9 protein-coding genes are annotated in these 9,058 nt (G+C 44.5%); 8 read left to right on the forward strand and 1 reads right to left on the reverse strand.

The window, feature by feature from the left end:
* The 8 genes from QVA83_RS03225 to pyrF all read left to right on the forward strand — a co-directional run.
* Nucleotides 1–546: 3-phosphoshikimate 1-carboxyvinyltransferase (locus QVA83_RS03225; protein ID WP_502711451.1), on the forward strand; the 546-nt coding region annotated here is incomplete at its 5' end.
* A gap of 183 nt (nucleotides 547–729) precedes the next feature.
* Nucleotides 730–1,401 carry a (d)CMP kinase gene (gene cmk, locus QVA83_RS03230; protein ID WP_015067326.1) on the forward strand — a complete coding sequence of 224 codons (672 nt, stop codon included), beginning with the start codon at nucleotides 730–732 and terminating at the stop codon, nucleotides 1,399–1,401.
* A 118-nt stretch (nucleotides 1,402–1,519) separates the two neighbouring features.
* Nucleotides 1,520–3,190 carry a 30S ribosomal protein S1 gene (gene rpsA / locus QVA83_RS03235; RefSeq protein ID WP_014949642.1) on the forward strand — a complete coding sequence of 557 codons (1,671 nt, stop codon included), beginning with the start codon at nucleotides 1,520–1,522 and terminating at the stop codon, nucleotides 3,188–3,190.
* A gap of 76 nt (nucleotides 3,191–3,266) precedes the next feature.
* Nucleotides 3,267–3,554 (forward strand): integration host factor subunit beta, encoded by a 288-nt coding sequence (gene ihfB, locus QVA83_RS03240; RefSeq protein WP_014949641.1) that lies wholly within the window; start codon nucleotides 3,267–3,269, stop codon nucleotides 3,552–3,554.
* A gap of 206 nt (nucleotides 3,555–3,760) precedes the next feature.
* Nucleotides 3,761–6,103: a PilZ domain-containing protein gene (locus tag QVA83_RS03245; protein ID WP_101564734.1), complete on the forward strand. Its 2,343-nt coding sequence runs from the start codon at nucleotides 3,761–3,763 to the stop codon at nucleotides 6,101–6,103.
* A 129-nt stretch (nucleotides 6,104–6,232) separates the two neighbouring features.
* A complete protein-coding gene (locus tag QVA83_RS03250) occupies nucleotides 6,233–6,490 on the forward strand; it encodes a LapA family protein (protein ID WP_014949639.1) in 258 nt (85 codons plus the stop codon).
* A complete protein-coding gene (gene lapB / locus QVA83_RS03255; RefSeq protein WP_014949638.1) occupies nucleotides 6,490–7,659 on the forward strand; it encodes a lipopolysaccharide assembly protein LapB in 1,170 nt (389 codons plus the stop codon). The genes QVA83_RS03250 and lapB overlap by 1 nt, the downstream gene beginning before the upstream one ends.
* Nucleotides 7,660–7,665: 6 nt before the next feature.
* Nucleotides 7,666–8,364 carry an orotidine-5'-phosphate decarboxylase gene (gene pyrF / locus QVA83_RS03260; protein WP_287498130.1) on the forward strand — a complete coding sequence of 233 codons (699 nt, stop codon included), beginning with the start codon at nucleotides 7,666–7,668 and terminating at the stop codon, nucleotides 8,362–8,364.
* A gap of 115 nt (nucleotides 8,365–8,479) precedes the next feature.
* On the opposite strand, the gene QVA83_RS03265 is transcribed toward pyrF, so the two are convergent.
* On the reverse strand, nucleotides 8,480–9,058 hold a 579-nt coding region (locus QVA83_RS03265), incomplete at its 5' end, for an alanine dehydrogenase (protein ID WP_502711452.1).

The following is a 9,058-nucleotide window of genomic DNA, read 5'->3' on the forward strand; positions in this document are numbered from 1 at the left end:
GCATCTTACTTCCTTGCAGCCGGTGCCATTAAAGGTGGTACGGTACGCGTAACCGGTATTGGGCAAAACAGTATTCAAGGTGACATCCGCTTTGCCGATGTGCTTGAGGCTATGGGCGCGAATGTCGTGTGGAACGATGAATATGTTGAAGTAACCGGTGCGCCACTTAAAGGCGTAAACATGGATATGAACCATATTCCTGATGCAGCCATGACCATTGCTACAACGGCCTTGTTTGCTGATGGTCCAACAACCATGACCAACATCTATAACTGGCGCGTGAAAGAAACTGACCGACTTGCAGCAATGGCGACTGAGCTTCAAAAGTTAGGCGCGAAAGTGGAAGAAGGGCACGACTACATAAAAGTGTGGCCAACAGACTCGCTCAAACACGCAGAGATAGATACTTACAACGACCACCGTATTGCCATGTGTTTCTCGCTTGTTGCATTAAGCGATACGCCGGTAACAATAAACGACCCGGGCTGCACGCGCAAAACGTTCCCAGACTACTTTACCCGCTTTAAAACACTGTATAGCGCGTAAAGGCTCAAAAAATATTCCTCATAAATAATGGTAGGCAATGCCGGTAATCGCCTTACTTGCCCCATTGATCTGAATCAGGTTTAACCTGATGTTCAATGCCGCCAATTAGAGGCGGCATTGCTTATCTCTCACTAAAGCGTATAATTGCGCGCGATTTTTAGTAATTTAAACGATGGAGCAGGTATGCATTCCACACCCGTAGTCACGGTTGACGGTCCTAGTGGTGCTGGTAAAGGTACGTTAAGTAGCTTGCTGGCAAAGAAATTAGGGTGGCACTTTCTAGATAGCGGCGCAATTTACCGCGTATTAGCAGTTGCTGCACTTCACCACGACCTTCCGTGTGATGATGAAGAATGTGTTGTTCCTCTAGCAACCGGTCTTGATGTTAGTTTCGAGACGAATGGCGATAGCACTCGCATAATCTTAGAAGGCGAAGACGTTACTGACGATATTCGCACCGAAGAAGTTGGCGCCGTGGCGTCAAAAGTTGCGGCATTACCCCGGGTTCGCGAAGCACTACTTCGCAGACAGCGTGCTTTCCAACAAGATCCTGGACTTGTTGCCGACGGTCGCGACATGGGTACAGTGGTATTTCCCGACGCGCCTGTAAAGATTTTCCTTACAGCAAGCGCAGAAGCCCGTGCAGAACGCCGCTATAGCCAGTTGAAAGCAAAGGGCATGGATGTTAATATTGCGCGCCTTTTAACCGATATCAAGGCAAGAGACGAGCGCGATACACAGCGTGCAGTGGCTCCTTTGGTACCGGCACAAGATGCAGTAATTATAGATTCAACGGACTTGGATATTGACCAAGTCTTTGAAAAAGCGATGGATATTATTTCCTCACGCCTTTAATGACGAGAGCTGATCGCATCCAAAGCAGTGTTGCTACAGGAAGTGGCGACTAATTTTAATAACCCCGCGTTATCCGGATAAGAAGCGTGGATATCAACTTAAAAGTTATTTGAGACTTATGACTGAAAATTTTGCACAACTTTTTGAAGAAAGCTTACAAGAACTAGAAACACGTCCTGGTTCAATTGTAAAAGGTACTGTTGTTTCTATCGACAAAGACATCGTTCTTGTTGATGCAGGCTTGAAATCAGAAAGTGCTATCCCAGCTGACCAATTCAAAAACGCTGAAGGCGAACTAGAAATCGCTATCGGTGACCAAGTAGACGTAGCACTAGATGCAGTTGAAGATGGTTTCGGTGAAACTATCCTTTCTCGCGAAAAAGCGAAGCGTCACGAAGCGTGGGTTGAGCTGGAAAAAGCTTACGAAGATAAAGCTACTATCAAAGGCGTTATCAACGGTAAAGTTAAAGGCGGTTTCACTGTTGAAGTTAACAGTGTACGCGCGTTCCTTCCTGGTTCTCTTGTTGACGTACGTCCAGTACGTGACACTACGCACCTTGAAGGCAAAGAGCTTGAATTTAAAGTTATCAAGCTTGACGCTAAGCGTAACAACGTTGTTGTTTCTCGTCGTGCAGTTATCGAAGCAGAAAGCAGCGCAGAGCGCGAAACGCTTCTTGCTAACCTTGAAGAAGGTCATGAAATCAAGGGTATCGTTAAGAACCTTACCGATTACGGTGCGTTCGTTGACCTTGGTGGCGTAGACGGTCTTCTACACATCACTGACATGGCTTGGAAGCGCGTTAAGCACCCAAGTGAAATCGTGAATGTTGGTGACGAAATCAACGTTAAAGTACTTAAGTTCGACAAAGAGAAGCAGCGTGTTTCTCTTGGCATGAAGCAAATGGGCAACGATCCATGGCAAGAAATTGCTTCTCGTTACCCAGAAGGTACTAAGATCAACGGTCAGGTTACTAACCTTACTGACTACGGCTGCTTCGTTGAAATCGAAGACGGCGTTGAAGGTCTTGTACACGTTTCTGAAATGGATTGGACTAACAAGAACATCCACCCATCTAAAGTTGTTAACCTAGGTGACACTGTAGATGTAATGGTTCTTGAAATTGACGAAGAGCGTCGTCGTATTTCTCTAGGTCTTAAGCAGTGCATTGCTAACCCTTGGGAAACATTTGCTGAGTCACACGAAAAAGGTGACAAAGTGTCTGGTAAGATCAAGTCAATCACTGACTTCGGTATCTTCATCGGTCTTGACGGCGGCATCGACGGTCTAGTTCACCTTTCTGACATCAGCTGGAACAAGTCTGGTGAAGACGCGGTTCGCGACTACAAGAAAGGCGACGAAATCTCTGCAGTTGTACTTCAAGTCGACCCAGAGCGTGAGCGTATCTCTCTTGGCGTTAAGCAAATCGAAGAAGATCCTTTCAACAAGTATCTGACAGATAACAAGAAAGGTGCTATCGTTACTGGTACAGTAACAGCAGTTGATGCGAAAGGCGTTACTGTAAACCTAGCTGAAGAAGTTGACGGCTACATCCGCGTTGCAGATCTTGCTGTAGAGCGTGTTGAAGACGCAACAGAAGTAGCAAGCGTTGGTGATAGCATCGAAGCGAAGTTCATGGGCGTTGACCGTAAGAACCGCACTGTTAACCTATCTGTTAAAGCGAAAGATCAGGCTGACGAAAAAGAAGCTATCGATAAAGTTAACCAGCAAGAAGATGTTGGTTTCGCTAACGCGATGGCAGAAGCATTTAAAGCTGCTAAAGGCGAATAATGCTTTTGTGGGTGTGCACATGCACACCCAATTCGCGATAGCTGTTTAAACAATAATATTGACAATGAGGTTAAGCATGACCAAGTCTGAATTAATTGAACGGCTCGCGGATCAAGCGCGTCATATTCCGGCGAAGGAACTTGAGCTGGCGATAAAAGAACTTCTAGAGCAAATGGCGCAAACTCTCCAAAAGGGTGAGCGTATTGAAATTAGAGGTTTTGGCAGTTTCTCTCTTCACTACCGCGCTCCACGCGTAGGTAGAAACCCAAAAACGGGTGAGACAGTGAAACTTGACGGTAAATATGTACCGCACTTTAAGCCTGGTAAAGAGCTTCGCGAAAGGGTAGACGCCTCAATCGCATAATGCATTTTAAAAGCCGCTGAAAAGCGGCTTTTTTGTGTCTGCTGTCTTATTGTTATTTAGCAAAATTCAATAGTCTATTTGCCTTAGCTAAAATAAGGCACTCGTTATTGCTGATATACTTTCGTTTAATTTTTGATACCTATTGACCCCAACTCGAATAGGGTTATATATTGTTCAAATAATAATAAACGGTATTCATAGAAGTAATGTCAGCCGGCGACGAACAAGCAATAATAAAACAATACCAGCCGCTCATTCGCGCGTTAATTCCTTATGAACAACAAAACAAGCTGTTAGAAGGAATTAACAAGTTTTCGAAGCGTCTACCTAGTAGTGTTCGAAAAGTAGTAAAAGAGGAGGTTGTTCGATTAACGTCGTTAACCGACGCACCTGCTGATAACTCTGCCTTTGCTCAATTCCCCGTCATGAAATTCAAGCACTTCGGGGTTCAAATGCGCCTTGATAAAGTCGGCGCGCAGATACTCAAAAACGAAACATCGCTTTATCAAGACAGATATACGGTAGGCGTGTTTGAGTCAGTAATGAACTCAGACTTCTACCAAAACCAAATAAAAAAAGAACAGTTCAAAAAAATTGTCGATGCTTTTAATGTTGAAAGCCAATCGTTTACTGATATAGATTTCGGCGATGACATCGCAATTCGCCCAAATTTTACTATTTCTTCCCCCGATTTTGAGAAAGGCCGTCATTGTTCAATCAGTTCGATGTCACACAAAGGCATTGCTCTTGAAACGAAAAGGCCACCGAACGCTTCTACTGGTGACATTATTACGTTCACTATTCCTGAAGTTAAAGGACTTACTAAAGAACCGACTGAAATAACACTTGAACTAGAGTCGGTAAAATACAACAAGCACTTAGGGAAGTATGAGACATCGTTTGTTTTTCAAGACGACGTGGATAAAGGCTTTCTTGCAACCCTTAAACGATATGTAGCGATTACTGCGTATAAACAGCCTTTGCAGCGTGATTTAGAAATAGAACGCGCCATGCAAGAGCTAGAACGCGACCGAATACTTGAAAATAGCCCGTGGTTGCCCGTGTTTCTCGCGCCAGAGAAGAAGTCGCTTAAGCCCATTATTGCGCTGTTTACCAAAGCCAATGTCGAGCATAACGACGCCGAAAAACTATTGGCTAGCCTACAAGATAAGCCTATCTTCGCGACGTTAGTTGACGAGCTGCGCAAGTACAATGAAGCGTATGTCTTTCATGGCAACATCAAAACCAAAAATGGTAACGTTCAAATAACAGCGACGCATAGACAACTGCTGGCATTAAAACAGCTTAACGCGTTGGTTTATCTTCTTGCCAAAAGTGGCGACTTCATCTGTACCCATTGTCGACTTGATAGCGTGACGCGAGAAGATAAACAAAAAGCGTTCGCTATTCACGATATTGCCAGTAAAGAATTTGAGCAACTAGCGCAGATTTCCCATGTTCTTTATTGTAAAGACGTGTCTGCTTATCTTACTAATCTGACCCTTTCAGCAAAATGCGATTTCAAACCCTTGTCAAAAACATTGAGGGCTAGTGGCAATAACTGGCGAATTGATTATGTTATGGAAGAGGATTTAGATAGACGTAGTGAGACACGTTACGTTATTGATAAACCTGCCTCTATTAAAGTTGGACTGCTGACATCGATTGATGCGCGGGTTGCTGATCTAAGTGCAAGCGGGATGAAGTTAATCGTTGCACCGAAAAGTGAGCTACAAAAGGAAATTCGTGTTTCAGTACCGGAACTGAAAATTAAAGGTGAAAAATATAAGGTTGTGCACTACCAAGCGGAAACGGGCGTGGTGAGGTTGTGTCTTGTTGAAGATACACGTAAGGCTAAAGTGAGCTCGAGCGTCGATCATATGGTTGAAGAAAATACCGCGTATTTCAAAGTAAGAGATATTGCGCGTATTCAACGCTCAACTCACCGTTATATCTGGGAATTGGCGGTTAGGCATATGCCGTCTTTATCGGTACTATGTGTGATGAACCGCTTTACGTTAGACAGGCTCAAAACGGTGTATCAAAGTGACGCATCTGATGATCTTTATCCTTTTTCGCGCACTCAAAATATTATCCCACTGCACGGCTTTTTTGCAGACAAAGGGCAGGCTAAGCCCAAGTCACAAATTCTAGAGGCGATGTTCAAAGAAACATCTGAACAAGCGTTAGTGATTCACTGCGTTAGAAAGAGCGACAGCCGCTTAGTGTATATAAAAGAGCGCGACTTCCTTTTTTCTAAGTTGCGAACACAGATAAAAACTCAGTTAGATGAAGAAAAAATACATCTCAGCGCCACAGATGTCACTGCTATTCGATGTCACGGTGCGATAACGCCATTAACTAAGAAGCGTCTTGCCCAGCTATCAAAGCTAGACAAAGCCATGTATGACAAGCTCGAAACGATGCAGGCGGGTTATACACACTGTATTTTTATTACTAATATGTCAGCCCTTCACCACGATTTAGTGGTAGACAATCTTATTGCCAAACCCCAACGTCAGGATCTAGAAAGCGAAGGCGCTGCTTAATGCCAAAGCCTTCTGAGTGGGCAAATATCTATGCGGATTGGTATAACATCATTTCACTTACGCTTTTAGTGTTATCTCTTTTCGCATTTTGCTATTCTTGTAAATAAATCAACAAAAAAGGGTTGAGTGTTGAAAGGGATCCTAACGTTTCTTATCATTTTGGTGCTGCTCGCGATCGCGTTTGTCATTGGCTCACAAAATGAAGCACAAGTAACAGTTAATTATTTAATTGCTCAGGCGAATCTTCGCTTATCGACGTTAATAGCGATAACACTTTCAATTGGCGTTGGTATCGGAATTTTGGTAATGCTAATGAGCTGGCTAAAATTACGTGTTCAGCTGATGTCTGCGCAGTCTAAAATACAGAGTCTGGAACAAGAACACTAATGCTCGAACTGCTGTTTCTCCTTTTGCCTGTTGCGGCAGGTTACGGCTGGATAATGGGCCGAAATAGTGTCCGTCAAGCGCAGCGAAAGCAGTCTAGCATTCTATCTAAGCATTATTACAAGGGGCTAAACTTCCTTCTCTCAGACCAACCTGATAAAGCAGTCGATACGCTAATCAAAATGATTAACGTGAATAGCGACACAGTAGAGACGCATATCGCGATGGGGAGTTTTTTCCGTCACCGAGGTGAAATAGACCGCGCAATTAAAGTCCACCAGAATTTAGTTAGCCGTGATGAGCTCCAGCCGGCTCAACGAGAAAATGCTCTGAGGGAGCTTGGTCATGACTACACACAAGCGGGCTTTCTAGAGCGTGCTGAAAATGCTTTTCTTCAACTGCTTAACAGCGATAAACACTACCTTGTAGCTCAACAGCAACTTTTCAGTATCTACCAGACCACGAAAGAGTGGGAAAGAGCCATAGAATTAGCCGAACGTATGGTGCAGTGTCATGGTGACAATGATGATTTGTGCGAACGCCTTGCACACTTTTATTGTGAACAGGCATCGGTTGAGTTGAAGAACGATAGCCAAGGGGCGGCATTGACCTTATTGCAAAAAGCGGTAAATGCTGACGAACATGCGGTTAGGCCGTGGCTTATGTTAGGTGATATAGCGCTTGATCAAAAACGCTTTACTGATGCCAACGCGTACTTTACGCAAGTGGCCGAACGCGATATCAATTGGTTCAGCGAAGCCGTACCTAGTTTGGAAAAAATTGCTGAAGAAACTGACGACTGGGAAAGTTTTCAGAAGAACTTAGAAGCGCACTGGCAAGAGTGTGCTACGTCCTATTTAGCCATGGTTGATGTGCTTATGAAGCGCGGTGAAACGGCACAGGCGGCTGAGTACTTACTTGAGCAACTTCGCAAACGCCCGACTATGCGCGGCTTTAAAACCCTTATGGGGCTTTACATTGACCAGCTTTCAGATAAAACCACGGCTGATAGCTTACGCTTACTTAAAGAATTGGTGGAAAAGCAAATGTTGCAGCGCCCTAAATACCGCTGTGGCAGCTGTGGCTTTTCCGGTCGAAAATTATATTGGTTATGTCCTAGCTGTAAAAAGTGGGGCGTAGTAAAACCTATCAAAGGGCTAGACGGAGAATAAAAGAACATGCATGACCCACGCGTTATTGTTGCATTAGACTATGACAATAAAGACACTGCATTGGCGTTTGTTGATAAATTAGATTCAAGCTTGTGCAAGCTAAAAGTGGGCAAGGAGATGTTCACCTTATTTGGACCGGAATTCGTAAAAGCGCTAATCGCTAAAGGCTTTGACGTTTTCTTGGATCTTAAATTCCATGACATTCCAAATACTGTAGCGAAAGCGTGTAAAGCAGCGGCGGAGCTGGGTGTATGGATGGTAAACGTACATGCATCGGGCGGCCTACCTATGATGAAAGCAGCTAAAGAGGCGATTGTAACAAGCAGCAACCCTCAAACTAAACTTATTGCGGTTACCGTTCTTACCAGTATGGATGAAGCGCAGTTGGCGGATGTAGTAAGCGGTGTGACACCAGAGCAACAAGTGCTGCGTCTGGCGGCACTAACAGAAAAAGCAGGATTAGACGGCATTGTCTGCTCAGCGCAGGAAGCCAGCGCATTACGCAAAAAACACAGCGACGATTTTCTGCTAGTTACACCAGGTATTCGCCCAGTAGGCGCAGATGCTGGTGATCAAAAGCGCGTCATGACGCCTCCCGATGCTATGAAAGCTGGCGTGAGCTATTTAGTTATGGGAAGACCTATCACTAAAGCGGAAGACCCTATTGCCGTACTGAAAGCAGTAAACGCATCAATAAACGGTTAGACTTATTTCAAATACAAAAAAGCTCGGATGTGATGTTCACATACCGAGCTTTTTTATTCCGATATTCTTATTCAAGGGCATGGCCAGAGGCCTACCCGAGACTAATCTTTAGAAATTATTCGCCTTTCAGCGCTACTTCAGCTGGTGTATAGGTAAGGCCTAGTTCTTCACCTAGCGCGTCAACCACAGCTTTGTACGTTACCTTACCTTCGTGCACGTTTAGACCGTTAAGCAAGTGCTTGTCTTCTAGCATCGCTTTCGCAGGGCCTTTGTTAGCAAGGGCTAAGCCGAATGGCAATGTGGCATTGTTAAGTGCCATTGTAGAAGTACGCGCAACGCCACCTGGCATGTTTGCAACACAGTAGTGAACCACGTCATCAACAATATAAACTGGGTCTTGGTGTGTTGTTGCTTTAGATGTTTCAAAGCATCCGCCTTGGTCGATAGCAACGTCAACAAGTACTGAACCAGGCTTCATTGCCTTAATCTGTTCGCGAGTAAGAAGCTTCGGAGCTGCTGCGCCAGGAATAAGTACCGCACCAACAACAAGATCAGCTTTTGAAGAGTAGTGCTCAATAGCGTCAACGGTAGAGTAAACCGTTTTTACTTGTCCGTTAAAGATATCATCGATTTGACGAAGACGAGGAAGCGAGCGGTCAAGAATAGTAACGTCAGCACCAAGGCCTAGTGCCAT

The organism is Alteromonas sp. AO-Serp, assembly GCF_017849675.1.
GTDB lineage: Bacteria > Pseudomonadota > Gammaproteobacteria > Enterobacterales > Alteromonadaceae > Alteromonas > Alteromonas macleodii.

Coding starts and splice junctions, on each gene's coding strand:
- cmk (WP_015067326.1), top strand. CDS start 730: ATGCATTCCACACCCGTAGTCACGGTTGACGGTCCTAGTGGTGCTGGT.
- lapB (WP_014949638.1), top strand. CDS start 6,490: ATGCTCGAACTGCTGTTTCTCCTTTTGCCTGTTGCGGCAGGTTACGGC.
- pyrF (WP_287498130.1), top strand. CDS start 7,666: ATGCATGACCCACGCGTTATTGTTGCATTAGACTATGACAATAAAGAC.
- ihfB (WP_014949641.1), top strand. CDS start 3,267: ATGACCAAGTCTGAATTAATTGAACGGCTCGCGGATCAAGCGCGTCAT.
- rpsA (WP_014949642.1), top strand. CDS start 1,520: ATGACTGAAAATTTTGCACAACTTTTTGAAGAAAGCTTACAAGAACTA.
- QVA83_RS03245 (WP_101564734.1), top strand. CDS start 3,761: ATGTCAGCCGGCGACGAACAAGCAATAATAAAACAATACCAGCCGCTC.